Raw genomic sequence first — 17,978 nt, 5'->3', positions numbered from 1 at the left:
CCCTGAAAAAATCCGGCTGCGCAGACGAGAACGTCGTCTACTTGATATCCGCGGAGAGCTGCAAAACGGGTTTTCCGCCTGCAGCACTTGTCGGCAATGCTGTGGTATACGGCTGCTTACGCAGCCGCCCCCTCACACAAAGCTTGCGTTTCTCCGGCCGTTCCCGCACGCACCGTCAGACAATCACCGGACTTCTAAGTCCTGCCTCGCAGCATGAGCGTGCTGTCCGCCTGCTGCCAGGGCGTTTCATAGGAAGGCGCATTCACATAGCGGTCCATCTGCAGCTCCAATTTGACGCCTGCGCCCCTGCCCAGCCTGACCAGCAGCCACTTGCCGGACGCGTCGGCGCTGCCTGTCCTGCTGCCTGCCTCGTCATACAGCTCAGCCTTGCGGAACGCATGCTCCCCGAAGCTTCCTCCCTGCAAAATAACTTCCTTTTCCTCGAACAGGCTTAAATTGACCAGCGTCAGCGTAACGGATGTCTCGGATATACGGTCGATCAGAGCGCCGACCGATTCAGGCAGTCCCGGCCGCCTGCCCAGGCCGTCATAATAACGGATGCGGGCATGCTGCAGCCCGCCATGGGAAATATGCGCAGGCGCGCCGAAGGTCAGCTGTACAAGCGATTCCATATAGACCGGGCACATTTCCTGCCAGGTGTGGATGCCGTTAATATCTTCCCAGTCCCAATTGGCGGGATCTCCCGCCTCTGAGCGCATTTTGCCCAATTGCTGTGCGATCAGGCGGTAATTGGCGTCCAGAATGCGCTGGGGATATTCCGGAAATTCGCCCTGCATGAACAGGAACCACGGAATCAGATTGCCGATGAAATGCTTCGTTTCCTTGCCTGAATCCGGATTTCGCCCCGATACGACGGGAATATCGATTTGTCTCAGAAACTCCGGAATGGCAATGCGCCGGACGCGCTGCAGATCCTCTTCGCTCATGGATACGCTCCACAGATGAATGGGATACACGGCATTGGGTATACGGTAATCCGTCCATCCGGCATCCGTATGCTTGTTCGGCGTGACCCAGCGTCCCTCCTGATCCTCCTTGCCCAGACTCCAGTTCATATCCAGCTGGCTTCTTGCAAGATCCAGCTGGCTTTTGTCGCCTGTCAGCAGCAGCGCGTTCATCGACGCATTGATCATCGGCTCGATAATCGTCAGGAAGCCGTGCGGCCACCGCCACCCATAGTAGCCTCCCCACCATTTTCCATCGTTGTATTCGCCGATCTTCCCGCTCAGACCAACGTTATCAGGCGTCAGCCCCCCGTTACTGGCAGTCCGCTCTCTCCAGGCATCCAGATAGCCCAGCACCCACATGCGATAGGCTTCATCCCCGGTGAACAGGAAGGCGTGGGTGATCAATCCCGTTGCGTTCAGGTTCAACGGCACGTCGCCTTTGGCCTTGCGTTCGTTCATCCGCTGGATGATTTGCCTGTAGATCAGATCGTCGGACCAGCGGCAGGTGCCGCTGGCGTAATCGACGCCATCCAGATCCTCGAAGGGAGCCGGATAATGATCCAGCACCCCACGGTGAGTGATCCAGTCTTCCTCCGTCATGTCGAACCGGGGACCGCGGCTTCCCGTAATCGGCGAGCGGATAAGCCTTAGTTCCTTATCATAGTTGGGAGCCGCAGGATCGTCGCCGGTATACATGGCTGCGAATTTTACGGTCCGCTGCCTGTTCTTCAGAGACTCCGGGTCGCTCATGCCCAGAAAATAAAAGTATAAATAGCCTTCGCCATGATGCATCCAGTCATAATAACCGTCAAACTCATTATGAATCTGGCCATACGCGGTCCACTGCCAGGTAAGCGCTTCCCACATGAAGCCGGAAAGCCGCTTGACCTCCTCGCTCCCGCCAATTGTGTAGAGCAGAGACAGATACATGAACGCTTCATAAGGATCGTCCGATCCATCCATTCCGGGCCAATTGTCCCGCCAGATCAGCGTTCCGTCCGGACGTGTGTAGCGGGCAACGAATTCCGATGCCGCCTCGTTCAGCGTATCGATCAGCAGCCGCTCCGTCAGCGCCCATTGTGGAGGCGCCCATAGGGTGTCCGCCTGCAGGATGGGCATTTCCGCCCGTTCTCCCGATAATGGCATAGGTTAAGTTCGCTCCTTTTCGTTTCCTTACTGTGAAGCCTTCCAGGCGTCGAGCTGCTTCTGCGCTTCTGCAATAATTTCGTCAATGCCCGCCTGCTTCAGCTTGTCGCGGAATTCGGCCAGCTTATCCGCCGCGCTGATGACTCCTGTATTCAGGCCGGGGGAATACTCGTCAACCACGGAGGTGACGTTGGCAATTTGCGACATGACCGCATCGGATTTGAATTTGAAGCCCATAATTGGCGAAGGCTTCGCGGATTCGTTCTCTGCCTTTGTCTGCTTCGCAACCTCAGGATCCTTGCCGTCCAGCACATAGCCGTTGAATACATTGCCGAGTACCCAATCGCTGAGAGCATAGCCGCTGTCCGGAATCAGCTTGACCTTGTCGTCCGCCGTTTTCGTGTAGTTCGTGCCTTCAATTCCGTAGATGAGCAGATTATATAACTCTTTATCCGTATTGACCAGATTAATCAGCTGCATGGCCCGCTCGGGATTCTCGGACGTCCGGCTGACCGCCGACATTGTCGTAATAATCGTGTTTGTGCCGGTGTATACATCGGTCACAGGAACATAAACCATATCCTGACCGCCCATCTGAACCTTCGATTCCGCTTCTCCGCCCGGCTTCAGCACATTATGATAGGAAGTGATGACATTGCCGGTCAGATTCATATTGGCTGCGTTCTTGAGCGTTGCCGCGTCCTGATTAATATAGCCTTTCTCAAACCAGTCCTGCACCATGGCCAAATATTCCTCGTACTGCGGCGTCTCATACATATTGATGATTTTGCCCGGGTCATTCAGATCGATGACCGCAATATTCGTGATGACATTTTCCATATTGTAGGTGCGGTTCATATTGCCGAATTTCCCTTTGTTGTCCATGCCCATCGGGATGACGGAGCTGTCGTCCGCATGGATTTTCTCCAGAATCGGCGTCAGATCGGAAGGCTTCTTGAGCGTGCTGATATCTATGCCCAGCTTGTCGATATAGCGCTTCTGAATAAGGAAGCCTTCGCGGTTCGTTACCGTTTGGTAATTGGGCACGCCGTATATTTGCCCGTCAATTTCAGTCGCCTTCCAGACAAAATCCGGCATGCTGGCCTTAACGTCCGGCGCATAGTTGTCAATCAGCTCATTGAGCGGAAGGAATGCGCCCTTGCCCTGATTTTGCACATAGTCAAAATTCCAGTTGGAGGTCCAGATCAAATCCGTTTTCTCCCCGGATGCGACCACAGTGTTCATCTTCTGCGTGTAATCCCCGAACGCCACCGGCATGAATTTGACAGTCGCGTTGATTTTTTCCTTGATGATTTTGTTCGCTTCCGCAGCGACCTTATCCATAGCGGCGGGAACTGCCGAAACCGGGAAATACCAGGTCAGCTCCACTTCCTTGGACGTATCGGCGCCATTATCAGCCGTTTCGCCGGCTGCCCCGGAGTTCGGGGTGTTTGTACTGCCGGCCGCGTCATTCGCGTCATTATTGCCGGTGTTGGAACCGCAAGCGGAAAGAACCAGAACCATCAAGCCGAGCATGACCATGAGCACTTTGTTTTTCGCCTTTGTCATCTTCTTATAACCTCCCGTTTTCTATTCATCTCTTCTTTGAAGCTGTATGTGTCACAGTCCGTCCGGCCTTGGCCGTGCGGAAGCGGATGAACCGGATTAACCTTTGACGGAACCAACCGTGAGTCCGCTTACAAAATACCGCTGAAAAAAAGGGAACACGAACATCATCGGTCCGGCTGCCAGAACGGCCATCGCCATGCGGGCGGACAGCTTCGGAAACTGTGTCATGTCGATTTGGACATTCACCCTGTCGATATTATTGGACAAATAATCAATCGTATTCATAATCCGGTACAGCAGCAGCTGCAGCGGAACCAGCTTCTGGTTGTCGATGAACAGGAGCCCCAGCCACCAGTCGTTCCAATAGGCGAAGGAGATGAACAAACCGACCGTAGCCAGCGCCGGCGTGGACAAGGGCAGCACGATTTTGAAAAAAATGCGGTATTCGCTGGCTCCGTCCATCTTTGCCGACTCATAAATTTCACCCGGAAGCTTCTCCATGAATCCTTTCATAATCAGCACGTAGAACGGATTGATCAGATAAGGGATGATCAGGGCCCAGATGGAATCCTTGATGCCCAGATATTGGGTCACGAGAATATAGAACGGCACCAGGCCGCCGCTGAACAGCAGCGTGAAGAACACATACAGCGTCGTGGCCCGCCGGTAGCTGTAGTCCGCCCGGGAGATGGAATAGGCAACCATTGAGGTCAGCAGCAAGCCCGCCACAGATCCCACCACGGTAACCAGAATCGTAACGCCGTAAGCCTGCAGCAGCTGTCCGGGATTTTGGAGAATCATGGAGTAGGCGCTGAAATTAATATGGCTGGGAATGAGCCGGTACCCGGTCGTCAACAGCGATTTTTCGTCGGAAATCGAGATGGAAATGACGAGCAGCAGCGGAATGACGATCAGCGCCGACAGCACGAGAAAGAACAGATTAATGATCAGCTGCGCGGATTTTGCACTAGCCGTATTGGACATGGATTCTCACCTCCTCCAACGCTTACCATAAGGCGTTGTCTGAATTAACTTTTCGGATCAGTGCATTTGCCGCTAACACCAGCACCAGCCCCACAACCGACTGGTAGAGGCCGATCGCCGTGGACATCCCGATGTTGCCGACAACGCGCAGGGAGCGGTAGACATACGTATCGATAACGTCCGTTGTCCCGTACAGGAAGCTGGTATCGTTGGGAATAAAATAGAACAGCCCGAAATCGGCGCGGAAGATATTGCCTACATCCACAATGAACAGAACCACAATCAAGGGAACGAGCAGCGGAACGGTAATCCGCGTGATGACCTGCCATTTGTTCGCTCCGTCGATGCGGGCCGCTTCGTAATAACTCGTATCGATCCCGATGATGCCTGCGTAGTAAATCAGCGTCGAGAAGCCGACCATTTTCCACAGCTTCACCAGCACCAGAATGTAAGGCCAATATTGGGATTCCTGATACCATTTGACCGGGTGGCCCCCGAAACGGATGAGCAGCTCGTTCAGGTAACCGCTCGTCTGATCGAAGAAGCCAAGCGTCACGTAGCTGATTACCACCCAGGACAGAAAATAGGGCAGAATAAGCACGGTCTGATGCAGCTTCAGCCAACGCCGGTTGATTTCATTCATGAGAATGGCCAGCGTGACGGCAATCAGAATGGTCAGCACGATAAAGGCCGAATTATACAGGATCGTATTGCGGGTAATGCGGAAGGCATTGTCGGATGTGAAGAAAAACTTGAAGTTGTCCCATCCGACCCAGTCGCTCCCGAGCAGGCCTTTTGCGTAATTGTAGTTTTTGAAAGCGATTACCAAACCGATTAGCGGAAGGTAGTTAAAGATGAGCTTGAACAGAAGAGCCGGCAGTGTAAGAATGAACAGCTGCCGGTTCCTGTTCCAGCGCCTCCATCCGGCGCGAAACCGACTGGTGGAATTCATGGCCTCACCCCTCTCTGACGTGTTACTTCCGATTATGAAGCTGCCGCCCGCCTCTTGAACACTGCTAAATTCATACATCGACTGCGATTTGCGCACTTCACGGCTGCTCAATTCGCACTGTTCATTCAGGCTATGACTGTTAAAATGTGATTTTTGCGGCTTTCCGCAGGGAATTCCGGCCGCTCCGTTCGATGGCCTCTGGGCGCTATGCCGTTATGTCTCATGTGGTTCATGTCTCATGTGGTTCAACCTGCCACATTGCTGTCGACCTCGGGTTGAACCCCTCTAAGCCGGAAAAACCTTACTACAGCTCACCCGACGTGCTCCACCACTGCATGCCCCACCCTAGCTGGCCCCGCCTGCCCGCTACCCCAGGAAAAATTGTCCTTTCTTATATTCGCGAGCGCTGCCGAGTACTATAAAAAAGGCACCCCCGGAATCGTGGAATCCTGCACAGGTATTCCAACAGCATTCGATTCCAGTGGTGCCTGTCATACTGCATTAAGCCAGCCGTTAGGCAGGGGCAGCCCGGCCCGCCTCCTTACAAATCGCTCTTGCCCTTACCCTCTCCGCGCGATGCGGTATTCGCCCGGGGTCATGCCGATATTTTTCTTGAACAGCTTGAAGAAATTGCTCTCGCTGCTGTAGCCCACTTTATGCATGATCTCGATGACGCTGTCCTCCTCCTGCTCCAGCAGCTTCATCGCCACCGCCAGTCTCACCTGGTTCATATAATCAGCCACGGACAGAGATTCGCTGCTGCGGAAATACCGGCCCAGGTAGGCCGAGGACATTTTCATGATAGCGGCTATGCTTTGCAGGCTTAAATTGGGATCGGTATAATTCAGCTGTACAATCTCCTTGACCGCCTCGACCAGGAAATTCTGCTTGCCCGTCTTGACATGATTCCGCTCATTGACCAGCTCTTCCAGAACATGCTCGATCTGCTCTCGGATATCCTCCAGCGTTTCCTGCTCCAGAATCAGGTTCGTATAGCGCTTCAGCTTGCTCATAACGGTCTGCACATGCTGAATGTTCAGCTCCCGGATGGTTTGGTGGATGACCATAATAACCTGCAGCACAGCAAAATCGATCTGCTCAATATGAAGGCCCTTGATCCACAACATCCAATCATCCAGCCTGGCTTTCATCATAGGAAGATCATTGCTGCGGATGCTCTCAGAGAGACGCTTCTCCAGATCAAGGGGGATCTGCTCGTTTGCCTCGCCGGCTTCCGCCGCATACAGCTCTGGCGTAATCAACGCCTGCTTGCCCAGGACCATCCGGTGCAGGGAATAAAATTGAAGCTGCTCATACTGCTGCGTCAGCTGCTTGTAATCATTGAAAGGCTGGCCCACGACGATGGTCAGCGTGAGCTTGTAATAACCGCTGACCGTATCCTGGATCAGCCGAAGCCGCTCAAGCAGCGCGGAGTCCGGCTGCGCTCCGACCTGAGGATGGCGAATCAGCAGGACCAGATGGTCGCTTGCCATATCCACCGCCGGATCGGCATCATGCGAAGCGATGATCTCTTCCACGATGTTGGTCACGGCGAATTTGACCAGCTTCTGCTCCCGTTCATTGCGGGAATCGCGGAATTTGGCGTAATCGTCAATCTTTAGCAGGCAAAGCACAAAGGTGGAGTCGGCATCCAACCCGCGATCCTGGCAGTACTCCTCATATTCGCTCCTGGATATGCCGGGACTGTCCATCAGCCAGCGCTTCAGAAAATAATGATGCCGCACGTCACGGCTCGCTTCACGGTCGTTGCGGAGAAGACTCATGGTCGTCTGCATATCCTCATAGACGAAGGACAGATAGCCCAGTTCGTCCCTGCTGCCGCTCACCCGCTCGCGGTCAAGCGTCGGCGGAAGATTCAGCTGATTCATCAGCTTGCCGACCGGCTTGTACAGCTTTATTGAAGCAAATGCGGCAACAAACAGCGAAATCGCCACAAATAAAAGCAGAACCACAAGGGAGAACGTCCCGATGGCATTGATTTTGCCAAAAACGGCATCATAGGGCTGAACACTGACGATCTTCCAGCCATTCACCCTGGAGGTGAGATAATTGACGATTTGCTTGCCCTGCGCCGTCTTGGCGATAAAATAACCCGAGGGCGCCTCGACATCCAGCAGCCTGCCATTGAGCTCCTGCATAATGCTGTCGTCCGGGGCCGCCTGCTCGCGGGGACTGAATTGATTGCCCTGCGAATCGATAATGAAGGCATAACCTGACGAATTATCGCCCAACTCGTTGATCATGCGGATATTATCGAACATCCAGGAGGACTTCACATTCAGCATCAGAATACTCTGGCTGGACGAATAGTCGCCTGCCGAGCTGTAGATCAGCAGCGATAATACCGAGCCTTTGCCTGCCCCGTCCTCTTCCGTCATGGGCTGGAGCGTAAGCTTGGGGAACGTCCGGTTCTTTTCTAAAAACGCTTTCAAAATATTATAAGGCTCCTTCGCCCCACAGCTGATCGGCGAAAGAAAGGTGGTCGAATAATAGCATTTATTTGAGCTGTTATAGATCGCAATGGAGCTGAGATAAGGATTGGAGATCAATATCCGGTCCATCTTCTCCAGCTTATTATAGAATTGGAACATATCGAGGGAAGGACTGTTCAATAAAGAGATGATATCGCGGTCATTAAAGGTGGATACGGTCAAATTCGTAACCATTTCATTCAGGTTGTCGATATTGTAGTTGATTTGGCTGAGAACCTTGTGGTTGGCGTCCTGCTGAAGCTCAAGGGCGGTATTCCGCGAGAAGGCGTACAGGACGCTGCAGAAGATCAGCAGCAGGGGCACGATAAGCAGGATGGTTGTGAAGAAGATGCGTTTGAAATAATTGCGTGAACGATAGAGCGCAAACAAGCCCATGGGGATGCCCCTCCCTCTTTTGTATGCGATAATGCCGCCATTATATCACGAAGCAGGTTTGCGGGACGAGTGTATCTGTCGGAATAGGCGGCGAGAACATGGCGTCAAGTTAGTTTCTTCACATAAAAAAATTCAGAAAAGTAGACGCCAACTGTTATACGTTCTTAATATGCAAGAAGAAACGGATTTCACCGCCCTCTGGCGGCAAAAAATGCTTCTTCCCACAGACCTTATCGACATTTTCAGAGTGAAGCTTAATACCAAAGAGTTGAAAAAGGCCGGATTATGCGATATGGAACCCGCATAATCCGGCCTTTCTGCTGTACTATTAAGCTTCAATTTTTATCAGGAATATGCTGTAACTGACAACAATCTCTGCCGGGGGCTTGCCGCATGGGCTGTTTTTTTTGGACTTGCCGGTTCCCCGAATACCCTTGCCGCGTTCTCCCTAAACAGCGGTGCCGCTGCCCTACCCAATTTGACGGAGCAACGGTGTCCTCCGATTGGCCGCCGCTACCCTTGCCCGCGATTTCCGGGAGCAACAGCGCCATTGCTTCTGCTGCATTGAGGGAGCCTCGATGTCTCTTCCATTTGGCCGCCCGCTAACGCCTGCCCGCAATCTCCCCGAGCAGCAGCTCCGTTACTTCCGCTACGCTCATGGAGCCGAGGTCGCCCTCTCCCCGCTTGCGGACTGCCACAGCGGCTGTCTGCTGCTCCTGCTCGCCCAGCACCAGCATATAAGGAACCTTCTGCAGCTGCGCTTCCCGGATTTTGTACCCGAGCTTCTCGCTCCGCAGGTCCGCCTGGGCACGAATACCCGACCGTTCAAGCTGCCGCTTTACCTCTACCGCATAATCTGAAAATGGATCGGATACGGGCAGCAGCTTCACCTGTACGGGAGCCAGCCAGAGCGGAAATGCCCCGGCGTAATGCTCTGTAAGAATGCCGATAAAGCGGTCGATGGAGCCGTACACAGCCCGGTGAATGACAACCGGACGATGCTTCTGGTTATCATCCCCGATGTAGCTCAGATCGAATTTCTCCGGCATCTGAAAATCCAGCTGAACCGTGGCGCACTGCCAGCTGCGCCCAAGCGCATCCAGAATATGAAAATCGATTTTCGGCCCGTAGAAAGCCCCGTCGCCTTCATTCAGCCGGTACTGGATTCCACGATCCTCGAGCACATTGCGCAGGGCTGATTCCGCTGCTTCCCACAGCTCGGCAGAACCCATGGAGTCCTCCGGTCTTGTCGACAGCTCCAGCCTGTAATCGAACCCGAACACCCTGTAGAAGCGGTCAATCAAAGCAAGAACGGCATTTATTTCTTCCGCAATCTGGTCGGGCCGCACAAACAGATGCGCGTCATCCTGGCAGAACGTCCGCACCCGCATCATTCCATTCAAAGCTCCCGAGAACTCGTGACGGTGCACCTGTCCGAATTCGGAGATCCGGATGGGAAGCTCCCGATAGGAGCGCAGGGCGTTTTTGAAGATCAGCATATGTCCCGGGCAGTTCATCGGCTTGAGCGCGAATCTTGTTTCGTCCACCTCGGTAAAATACATATTCTCATGGTAATGGTCCCAGTGGCCGGATTCCTCCCACAGCCGCTGATTCATCATGAGCGGCGTACGGACCTCCTCGTAGCCTTCCTGCCGCTGCTGCCTGCGCGAGAATTCCTCCAGCTCGTTACGGATAATCATCCCGTTCGGCAAATAAAACGGCATTCCCGGAGCCTCCTCGGAAAACATGAACAATTCCAGCTCTCTGCCAAGCTTGCGGTGATCGCGTTTCTTCGCTTCCTCCAGCCGCTGCAGATGCTCGTCAAGCTCCGTTTTCTTCACAAAAGCTGTTCCGTACACCCGCTGGAGGACGCTCTTGCTGGAGTCGCCCCGCCAATAGGCGCCAGCCACGCTCTGCAGCTTGAAGGCACGGATCAGGCCTGTTGATGGCAGATGCGGGCCCCGGCACAGATCGAAAAATTCACCCTGATCATAGATCGAAATGACGGCAGCCTCCGGCAAATCGCGAATCAGCTCCAGCTTGTACGGATCATCAAGCTCTCCGAAAATCCGCAGCGCTTCGGTCCTTGATACTTCCCGCCGGGTAATCGGCAGATCCTCCTGCGCGATCCGCTTCATCTCTTCCTCGATGGGTCCCAGTTCATCGACGGAAAGCGGCTTCGCCAAATCCATGTCGTAATAGAAGCCGTCTTGAATGACCGGCCCGATGCCCAGCTTTACCGCTTCCTGCCCATATAAGCGCCTGATGGCCTGGGCCATCAGATGGGCTGTGCTGTGCCGGTAGACAGCCAGGCCGTCCTCGCTTGCCAGTGTGACAATTTCCAGAGCGCAGTCTTCGACAAGCGCTGTGTCCAGATCGACAAGCCGGCCGTCTACCCGGGCGCACGCGGCGCTTTTCCGCAAGCTCGCGCTGATCGCCTCGGCAACCTGCAGAGCCGTGGTTCCCTGCTCCACCTCTCGTATTTTTCCATCCTGCATTCTTACTTGAACCCGCTTCATTGCCATTGTCCTTCTCCTCCTTTTCTCCGGTATTTTCGTTTATGTGAACGCAAAAAAACGCCTCCATCCCTGGAAAGGGACGAGTGCGTTCAAGCTCGTGGTTCCACCCTCATTCGATCCGCCTCAAGCCGCGTCATATGCGCTGCTTAGACAGGCAGGATCCTCATTGAAACATCCGGTAACGGGGATGATTCGGTCTCGTCTACTAACGGCTGCTGTCATTCGCAGCGGGTTCGATGCCACGGCTACAAAGGGGTAATTCCACATCCGGTCACCGGGGAGCTCTCAGCCTTGACTCCTTCTCTGGACAGTCCGTTACGTTGAACCATGTCTTTGATTATCGCCTCATATTCAATTTCCCACAGTATAATGAATTGGCGATACGCGGTCAAGCACAAACTCAAACGATGTTCTCAAAATATGCGGTCATGCAGGTTATACGCTTTTCAGACCGATCAGGGCAATCACTGAAGATAGAAGTCTCATGGACCGCTTCCGCTTCGTTTCAATCCACATCCAGGCATTGCTATCGATTTTTTTGAGCTCACGATTATGCAGTTTCATCTGTTCTTCATAGAAAAAGGGATGATTGATCATCAGCTCCACTTTCCTTCCGTTAATCGTATTTGAGCTCATTATAAATAAAAAAGTATGACAACAGAGTGTCATACTTCATCATATCGGGCTAACATATTTTCAATTTTCTTTTTCATCCGGCGCCTCAGTGAGGGCGGTTCGAGAACGACCACATCCTCGCCGAAGCTCAGCAGCCTTTCCATCAGCCAATCGGTATCGATAGACTGGGCAATCGTCAGCGTAAGCGTGCCGTCTTCATTGAACCTTTTCTCGTCCAGATAAAATTCATCCAGCACCCTGGCGAGCGGGCCTGCCGAGAAATGGATGACCGCATACTCGACCTGCTCCTGAACATCTCCGCCGCCGGAGAAAATATCTTCGGTGGGAACGTTGTGACGGCGTTCGAACAATTCCGGCAGGGCAGCAAGCTCCGACATTCTCGTCAGCTTGAAAACCCGATAGTCGCTGCGCGAACGGCAGAATCCGTATAAATACCAGGAATCGTATTTCAGCAGCAGGCTGACAGGCTCAACGGTCCGCTCCATACGCTCATCCTTGGCACTCATATAATAAAATCGGACAAGCTGGCCGGCGTTAATCGCTGAACGCAGAGTTCGGAGAATTTCATTGTAGGCCCTCCAGCTTCCCAGATCCATCGTCAGGCTCGGAGTACGGCTATTCTTGCTCTGAACGGTCTTCAGCCGATGAATCGTCTGTTGTGCCCGCTCATCCTGGAATACGGTTGCCGTACTGTTTAGAAGGGTGATCAAGGAGGCGATATCGTCGGAACCGAGCAGGCTTTTGTCCATCTTGTATTCTTTAATGATCCCATACCCGCCGTTCACGCCCTGATAGGATACGACGGGGATGCCTGCCGCGCAGATAGCCTCTATGTCCCGGTAAATGGTCCTTTGCGAAACGCCGTATTTGTCCGCCAATTCCGAAGCCGAGACCACCTCGTTGTTCAGCAGCGCATATGTAATGGATATCAGCCTCTCCAGCTTCATGAATGGATCACCGCCTTTGTCCGGTATGCGCATATTTGGATTCCAGGCTGTCAATATGCTGTTTTACTTCAATCCAATCTGCAGCGCGCAATACCAGGTCATTAGTAACGGACGAATTATAAGGCTGTTCGTATAAAATAACCGGCTTGTTTGCAAGAGCAAATTCCTCCGCATAATGAGGACCATCATCAATCAGCACATCTACCCTGGAAGTGGCATCAAGAACTGTGTTGTCTAAATCTACGCCAATATGCAAAGACAAACAACCCCCAGCGTTAAATTTTGCGACGAATTGTATGATTTGCTAGTCGTGACCGGAAGCCATTAAGAATAAATCCTCAGTATCTCTGCCGCATGGTCCCGGAGGCTCTGCCTGAGCTCCGCCGGGTGAATGACCTCCACCTGCAAGCCCAGCGCGAACATACGTCCTCGGGCGGCAGTCTCGTTCTCAAAAGACAATGTGAACCTCTTCCAGCCGGACCGTATGGAGGAATGGGACTGCCCACCCTGCTGCAGGACATCCACTCCCACCTCCCGGGACAAGAACGGAATCGCAGCCTCGGCAACCTCCACAACCACCGGATAGGAAGCCTCCCTTGATTCGAAACGGGCAACCCACTCCTGCCACGAGACTTGCAGATCGAACCCTTCGGGGCGGCTGAACGGCTCATCTGTCATTTGAAACGAACGAATCCGCGATAAGCGGTACGCTTGCGTTTTGTCCCCCGCCCCGCCGATTATAAACCAGATGCCCGATTTTGCAACCAGACCGTACGGCTTGATTGTTCGCGTAATTTCATTGCCGGCACGCGTTGTATAGGACACGACGGCCTGTTTCTCCTCCCAGATGGCCAGCTGCGCGCTTCTGATGAAAGCCGCATTATCTTTGCGGGGATGCCACAAATCCGTGTCAAGATAGATACGGTTGCGGATCCATTCCGCATCCTGCCGGTTTTGGTTAGGCAGCGCATTGAGCAGCTTCAGCAGGGCGGATCGAAGAGATTCGCCAATCCCCAATTGCCGCAAAGGCGTATCCATCACGCTAAGGAACAGCGCGTGAATTTCCGGAGTGGTCAATCCGTCGATCCGGGTCTGGTAATCTGCAGGCAATGAGAAGCCGCCGCCGACTCCGGGATCGGCATAAATCGGAAATCCTGACGTGCTGAGCGCATCGATATCACGATATATGGTGCGTTCCGACACCTCCAGAAGCCGGGCAAGCTCCGTCGCGGTTATCCTGCCCCTGGTCTGTATGAGCATCAAAATGGATATGAGCCGGTCTGCGCGCATGGTTCAACCCTCTTTTTCCTTTATCTTATCTATCACTGACATAAGGTGTCAAGAATTGCATGCTAAGATGAGTTCAATTCCCTATGGGGCGATCACATTTTTAGAATGGAGTTCACATGAAAACAGTATGGGCATGGCTTGGCCATCATAAAACGGTACAGTTATTGCAGCTCGCCGGGATCCTTCGCAGCCTGTGCCAGGGAATCGCCGTTGTCAATTTAAGCCTTTACTTGAAGGAGCTTGGATGGACAGGTGGTGCCATTGGGGCATTATTCGCAGGTACGGGCTTGGTCAGAGCGGTCCTGACTTCGTTTGCCGGCGAGTTGAATGCACTTCTGGGTCCAAAACGCTTCATGCTCCTCTTCGAAATTATGACAGCCGTGTCCGCTTTGATCCTTACGGTAACCAGCAGCAGCATCGCTTTGTCTGCCGCTGTTGCCGCTGCCGGCTTTGGCTGGGGACATACCGGATCGGGCGGTCCGGTCACGCCCATTGAACGCGCCTGGTTGTCATCCTATGCCCGCAGGAATGCCAATTCTATTTTTGGAACCCAGGCGCTGCTCTGCTACCTGGGCATGGGATTGGGTGCCGTAATTTCCAGCCTCCCGCCGCTGTGGAGACACTTGCTGCCAGGTGCTTTTGGATACCGTCCCTTATTCGCGTTGATTTTTCTGTTCACTGCAGGAAGCGTCTGTGTTATTGCAAAAATTGCAGGAGGCAAGCGCAAAACTCCCCAAGTTAAGGCGGATGCCCATACGGACCCCGGGAAAATAAAGGATAGCGCTCCCGCGCAAGCAGCAAAAAGTCCGCAGGGAAAGCTGCCGGCTCTGCTGGTGGTTGCCGCACTAGTGTTGGGAGCGGCAATCCCGCTATGGAATCGCCTGCTGCCGGTCGTTTCGCTTTATATACCTGTGCTCGTTTTTGTGCTATTCATCAGTGCAGCCGTCTTCAGAATTACGGGCGGCAAGCCGAAAGCTTTACTGATGAATGATGCGAATGATGTGATGCCGCCCAGTTCCCCTGAGATGACGAAGCTCGCCATGGAGAAACAACAGGAGCTCCTGAATCTTATAAATATGGTGAACGCCATCGCGGTTACATTATCCAGCACGATGACTTCTTATTGGCTATCTGCGAAGTTTGGCGTATCTTCAGGGATGATCGGTCTTGTGATGGCTGCCTCTTATATGCTGACGGGCGTATTTTCGCTGGTCAGCATCCACGCAGCCAAACGGTTCGGTTCTGTAAAAACCATTGTCTGTATGCAGCTGGCCGGAATCGTTTTTGTACTGGCACTGCCGTGGTCCCCCTGGTTTTGGCTGACCGCTGTATTGAACATCGGGTGTATCGCATTTAATCTTGGGACACGCGGGAATCGTTCGGTTGTTATGGTGGAAACGATACGGCGGCGCAAACGCTCATGGCCATCCAGAGCAGCCTCTCTTTTGCTTCGGACAGGGACCGTCCTGTGGCCGGGGGTTTTTGGCAAATTAATAGAAGAAGGACAGTTTATGCTGCCTCTATATATTGCCGGATTCCTTCAATTCGGTTCGACGCTGTGGTATGGCAAAACCCATCAAATTCCCCGGTCAGCAGCTCCGGCTACTGGCCGTACTGAGGAATTCCGTAATCAAAAACGGTAATAGCTTTGCTGGCCCGACTTCGACAGCAAACTATGCGAGAGTTCTGCGTAAGCCATAGACCGGTCTTAACCACTGATTTATATAATTGCTTTAGATCATTTCTTGGGATGAAACATATAACTTATACATCTACAGGCCTACAAACCCACCCCATGGTCACGCCATAAATTTACTACCTCCAGAGCGCCAAGTTCTATTAATTGTCGAAGTTTGTCATTCTTCTGTCATTGGGGAGGAATATACTAATCCGGGTATGCAGAAATACTATTCTAATAACCAGGAGTGGGGAAATCACATGGCAAGAAGAAAAGAAAAAAGCAAGTCAGGCTTAATGAGGATCGCTTCACAATCGATGGCAATTGCGATGACGGTTGCAACCGTCTTAACCATTTCGCCTATTGCAGCTCATGCTGCCCCCGATACTGTCCCCCCAACTTTTACAGGTGCTGAATCCTCCAACGGAGAATCGGTGTACCTGAATTTTGACGAAGCTTTCACCATTAATGCACCGGATGGATTAGATGAGACTGAAATAACCGCTTATTTAAAAAGTAAAATAAGTGTTGCGGCAGACGGGGAACATTTTGCGCCTGTATCCGAACAGCAAAGTGAAGTCTATCAGAGTGAGTCAGATCAAATATATATAGATTATGATAACGATATGCAAGTCATACTGGGAGCAGCTACGATTATTAAAATCGCAAGCGGGACGCTGAAGGATCAAGCGGGCAACCTCAATGAGGAAATGAATTTGCATGTCAGCCCTCCCGTCATCCAAAGTACAGCAATAAGCAGCGACAATCATGATGTCACGATTACCTTCAATGAAGATGTTTTTGATAATACGGACTCGAATCTGGGCAGCTCCATTTATTTAATAAGAGGCACCCAATCCAATTGGAAAGGCTTAGTGGAAGGGGATGCGGTATCCATTGATTCCGGTAAGCTGCAGATCCATTTTGCCGAGGCCTTGTCAGGAGCCGACAATCAAATCTCGATCGATGGAAATGCCCTTAAGGACAGCTACGGGAATGTTCAAGCTGATAGCCGGTTAACTGCCTTGATTACAGCAAATGCCGGAGGTGTGGACCCGGCACCCGCAGATACGACGATGCCCGTCTATCAATCTTCCTATTTTTCAAGCCCGCAGGATCTTAATATCGTCTTCGATGAAGATGTATACAATGCCCTGGAGAATGACGAGAGCTTTTTGCAGAATATCCAGTGGTATAACTCCAATAATTGGGAGTACAGCCTTCCAGCAGATACTACGTTAACCTTCTCGGGTCATGTGGCAACCATTCACTTTGCCGCACCATTGACAGGCTATCAGTATTATTTTTCATTTTACCCCGGTCATTTTAAAGACGCGGCAGGGAATATATCAGATGCCTCTGTGAATACGGAATGGTTTTACCAGCTAAATACGGAAATCGGTCTCAGCAACGGGTATTTCTCACATGATGGCCGGTGGATGAGCCTGGAGTTTTATTCCGATTCAAACTCGGAGCTGGTAGATTATACGCTAGCCGATGGGGTTTCCCACCTGAAAGAGCAAATTACGATATCAACCGATCACGGCTTAACCTACGCAGCTTTGGACGAGCTGGATACCCTTCTTCTTAAAGGGAATAAAATCACGGTCTTCTTCCATGATGGGAAAAAAGGCGGTTCCATAAAGGTTAAAGTGGCTGCGAACGTGGTCGGCTTTTCGAATGGCTATCAACGGAATCTCGCAATAGATCAGGAGATTGCCTACAACACGCCTGACATTACCGGATATGTACTCAGCAACGCGGCAAGCGAGTTTGTTTTTGCAGATAATGCCCAGTGGAGAAGCCAGGTTAAAGTAATCAGATTATATGATGATACTGTCGGAACGTACAGGGAATTGAACAGTTCTGAATATGCCTTGACCGAAGGTAAACTCACCATTGCAAGCGGGGTTTTTCAAGAGGGTCACTATTACGATTTTTATGTGGATGCCGCAGGTTACAGCACCAAATATTTTGAAGGCAGAGCCTACAAATCCTCTGAAGTATTCTATGTGACGGCGCCCGAGGTGAGTGCGCTAAATGGTATTACAGCAAAAATCAATTTGTTCAACAACGCCTATGAAAATGATTCAATCGGAAATCAAACAGTCGTATTCGAGTTATTCAACGGTTCGACGCCTGTCAGCATTGTTGCGGCAAATTTAAAAGTAAATACAGGCACATATTCAGCAAACTTCAATGTAAATGATGCTGCTTCGAATCCAAATTATACGGTAAAGGTTTTTGTAGTAAGCAAATACAGCAGCGAAGCCGCGGGTCTTGGGTTAAACCTGGCTACGGTGAAGACGCAGCTTGAACTGGATCAGGCCATGAGTATGGTTCAAGACTATCATAATGCGACTTAGGAAAATACAATACAAGGGAAGCGAGGAATGTAAAA

General features: G+C 52.0%; 12 protein-coding genes. 2 read left to right on the top strand and 10 right to left on the bottom strand.

The genetic code is table 11. The annotated features are described in order from the left end of the window. Window positions 1-194 precede the first annotated feature (194 nt). From ACFOLF_RS23435 to ACFOLF_RS23390, 10 genes are all read right to left on the bottom strand, one after another. Window positions 195-2,114 carry a hypothetical protein gene (locus tag ACFOLF_RS23435; RefSeq protein ID WP_210038820.1) on the bottom strand — a complete coding sequence of 640 codons (1,920 nt, stop codon included), beginning with the start codon at window positions 2,112-2,114 and terminating at the stop codon, window positions 195-197. A 27-nt stretch (window positions 2,115-2,141) separates the two neighbouring features. Then, a complete protein-coding gene (locus ACFOLF_RS23430; RefSeq protein ID WP_210038819.1) occupies window positions 2,142-3,683 on the bottom strand; it encodes an ABC transporter substrate-binding protein in 1,542 nt (513 codons plus the stop codon). A gap of 96 nt (window positions 3,684-3,779) precedes the next feature. Continuing rightward, entirely contained in the window at window positions 3,780-4,667 is an 888-nt protein-coding gene (locus tag ACFOLF_RS23425) for a carbohydrate ABC transporter permease (RefSeq protein ID WP_210038818.1), read from the bottom strand. 22 nt (window positions 4,668-4,689) lie between these two features. Then, entirely contained in the window at window positions 4,690-5,619 is a 930-nt protein-coding gene (locus ACFOLF_RS23420; RefSeq protein ID WP_210038817.1) for an ABC transporter permease, read from the bottom strand. A gap of 560 nt (window positions 5,620-6,179) precedes the next feature. Beyond that, window positions 6,180-8,507: a helix-turn-helix domain-containing protein gene (locus ACFOLF_RS23415; protein WP_210038816.1), complete on the bottom strand. Its 2,328-nt coding sequence runs from the start codon at window positions 8,505-8,507 to the stop codon at window positions 6,180-6,182. A 602-nt stretch (window positions 8,508-9,109) separates the two neighbouring features. After that, a complete protein-coding gene (gene thrS / locus ACFOLF_RS23410; RefSeq protein ID WP_379113521.1) occupies window positions 9,110-11,032 on the bottom strand; it encodes a threonine--tRNA ligase in 1,923 nt (640 codons plus the stop codon). Between the two features lie 429 nt (window positions 11,033-11,461). Then, on the bottom strand, window positions 11,462-11,623 hold the full coding sequence (locus ACFOLF_RS23405; protein WP_210038815.1) for a hypothetical protein: 162 nt from the start codon (window positions 11,621-11,623) through the stop codon (window positions 11,462-11,464). Window positions 11,624-11,691: 68 nt separating this feature from the next. Next, window positions 11,692-12,609 (bottom strand): helix-turn-helix transcriptional regulator, encoded by a 918-nt coding sequence (locus tag ACFOLF_RS23400; RefSeq protein WP_210038814.1) that lies wholly within the window; start codon window positions 12,607-12,609, stop codon window positions 11,692-11,694. Window positions 12,610-12,616: 7 nt separating this feature from the next. Continuing rightward, a complete protein-coding gene (locus ACFOLF_RS23395) occupies window positions 12,617-12,865 on the bottom strand; it encodes a hypothetical protein (RefSeq protein ID WP_210038813.1) in 249 nt (82 codons plus the stop codon). A gap of 68 nt (window positions 12,866-12,933) precedes the next feature. Next, window positions 12,934-13,899, bottom strand: coding sequence for a helix-turn-helix transcriptional regulator (locus ACFOLF_RS23390; RefSeq protein ID WP_210038812.1), 966 nt, complete (start codon window positions 13,897-13,899; stop codon window positions 12,934-12,936). Between the two features lie 116 nt (window positions 13,900-14,015). Between ACFOLF_RS23390 and ACFOLF_RS23385 the strand changes: the two genes are divergently transcribed. Both ACFOLF_RS23385 and ACFOLF_RS23380 read left to right on the top strand, forming a co-directional pair. Then, complete coding sequence (locus ACFOLF_RS23385; protein ID WP_210038811.1) at window positions 14,016-15,542, top strand: MFS transporter; 1,527 nt, start codon at window positions 14,016-14,018, stop codon at window positions 15,540-15,542. Between the two features lie 295 nt (window positions 15,543-15,837). After that, on the top strand, window positions 15,838-17,943 hold the full coding sequence (locus tag ACFOLF_RS23380; RefSeq protein WP_210038810.1) for a hemoblobin-interacting domain-containing protein: 2,106 nt from the start codon (window positions 15,838-15,840) through the stop codon (window positions 17,941-17,943). Window positions 17,944-17,978: the final 35 nt, after the last annotated feature.

It is taken from the genome of Paenibacillus sepulcri (genome assembly GCF_042647105.1).
Lineage (GTDB): Bacteria > Bacillota > Bacilli > Paenibacillales > Paenibacillaceae > Paenibacillus_Z > Paenibacillus_Z sepulcri.
Note: the sequence above shows the minus strand (reverse complement) of the source record. Positions and strands in the feature narration are given on the sequence as shown.